The sequence below is a fragment of the Stenotrophomonas sp. 1L-E-5-B-C3 genome, assembly GCF_057292075.1.
Genome location: NZ_JBXAWS010000041.1, coordinates 1 through 2,328, shown reverse-complemented (window position 1 = coordinate 2,328; position 2,328 = coordinate 1). Strand labels below are relative to the sequence as shown.

The window sequence follows — 2,328 nt, the reverse complement described above, 5'->3', positions numbered from 1 at the left end:
CTCGGTGACCTTACCCTCCTCCCTGCGTGCGGAGAGCATCAGCGCCTTCTGCGCCGGCGAGAGTTCGCGGAACCTGGCGATCTTCTCCACTTCGTCCGGCGGCATCGACAGGCACACCCACCACTCGATCATGTTGAGCATGGGCTCTGCGGCGCGCGGCAGATCGTCGATGTTTTGCGTCGCCAGCCAGAACCAGGCGCCCAACTTGCGCCACATTTTTGTAATTTTCACGACATAGGGCGCGAGCAGCGGGTTCTTGGTGATGATGTGACCTTCGTCGGTCACGTTGACGATCGGCCGGCCCAGGTACTGGTCGCGCTCGGCGATGTTGTTCACCGTGCTGATCAGGCTGATGTAGGCGATGGAGAGCTGCGCGTTGTAGCCCTCGCGGGCATAGGTCGCCAGATCGACCAGCGTGATGTCGGCCTCGGGCCACGGCGTGCCGTCACGGTCGAACATCTCGCCGTCCGTGCCTTGGCAGAACATGTCCATCGCGTCCGCCATCTCCAGCAGCCGCACGCGCCGCATCTCGGGCAGCGTCGGGTCCTGGCCACGGGCGCGCAGCGCGTTGCGCACGTCGCGCGTGAGCACGGTGCGCTTTTCGGCCACGCAATGTTCGGCGGCGTCGAGGATGCACTGGCGGATCAGCGAGCGGTCGGCCCGCGTCATCCGCGCTTCTTCCTTGTCTTCGCCGCCCGTGATCATCAGCCGCGCTGTGATCTCCAGTTCGCCCAGCACGTCGCGCTGCTCGTCCGCTTCCATGGCCGAGGCATCGGGGGGCAGGTCTTCGTCCAGCGCGTCGGCATCGAGCGTCTGTACGTCGCTGGGCGTTTCGATCAGCCGGCGTGCGTCGGCGAACGGCGCCAGGCTGATGCCCGATCCGGGGGCCAGCTTGACCCGGTTCACGGTCAGGCCCAGGCGCCTGGCGAAGTCGCTGAACAGGCCGAAGCTGTTGCCGGCTTCCACGATGAAAAGCCGCGGCCGGTAGATGGCCGTCACCTGGTTCAGCAGGTTGTTGAGCGTGGCGGACTTCCCCGAGCCGGTGGGGCCAAATAGAAACAGATGGGCATTCATCTGCCGATCCAACCTGTTCAAGGGGTCGAACGTAATCGGGCCGCCGCCGCGATTGAACATCGTGATGCCGGGATGCCCCGTGCCCTGGGCGCGGCCCCATACTGGCGACAGGTTCGCCGCGTGCTGGGCGAACATCAGTTGCGTGTACCACCGGCGCCGGTCCTTGCCGGGGTTGTAGCAGCACGGCAGCCAGCGCAGGTAGCTGTTGAGCGGCGCCACCTCGTCGTCCTCGCGCACCGGCTGCAGGCCGGCGTTGAGCATCACGTTCGCGAGGTCCAGGCCGCGCCGATCCAGTTCCGCCTCGTCGCGCCCGCGTAGGTAGAACGCCAGAGTGCCCCGGTAGAGCTTGTGCGCGCTGCCGATCAGGGAGCGGGCTTCATGCACGTCCTTGAGCGTCTGCTCCGACGCCAGCGTCTCGCCCACAGCTTTCTTCGCCAGATGGTTGAGGTCCGATTCGAGGACGTCCTGCGGCGTGGCCACCATGGTGAGACACATCAAGGTGTCCTCGGGCATCTGGTCGAACAGCGTGTTGATCGCGTCCCCCTTGCGGGTCTCGCCGGTCAGGTGCCCGGTGCCGGGCGGCATGCGCAGCCGGTCGGTGATCAGCACGCGGTGCGGCATGCCGTCGAAGTACCAGGCCCCTTGCGCCACGTCCGAGCGCGGCTGCCCAAAGAACAGCCGCTGGCTGAAATCCCGCCCGCTCGCCAGCTCGATCTCGCCGGCCTCGCTTTCCTCGGTACTGTCCGGATAGCGCGCCAACGCGTAGAAGCGCTCCCGGTCCTCCACCCCAGGCCCGAGCAGCGTGGGGCGCGGGTTGAACCACCGCAGCAGCCAGTCGTGGACGTCGGCCGCGACCATGCGCCGGGCCTGGATGCCGGCGTTCGCCAGGCCGCCGCACAGGCGGTCGCAGACGATGCCCAGCATCTGCTCGGGTGTCTGGCCGCGGCGGTTTGCCTGTCCCTGTCCGCTCGCGCGGCGGTACACCACCATGCGCACGCGCCGCGTCTGGCCGCGCCAGCGCAGCCGCGTGACCACCGTGTCCTCGAACAGGCCGCCGGGCTTGGCCACAGCGCGCAGGTGGTGGCCGAAGAAGCGCAGGTAGAACTCGGTGAACGCCGAGCCGCGCGCACGTGGCTGCACGTAATCGCGCAAGGTCTGCATGTACTGGTCGAAGCTCGGTTCGTCCTGGGCATAGAGCTGGAGCACCCACGGGTTCTCGTCCAGTTCATCGAAGCTGTCCTGAAGCGCGTTTTC

Annotated in this window: 1 protein-coding gene; it reads right to left on the bottom strand. The window is 67.1% G+C overall.

Features of this window, described 5'->3' with window-relative positions; translation table 11 throughout:
- Positions 1-2,328 (bottom strand): conjugative transfer ATPase (locus tag AC0Z6F_RS22500; RefSeq protein WP_485619606.1); only part of this gene is annotated, 2,328 nt, incomplete at both ends.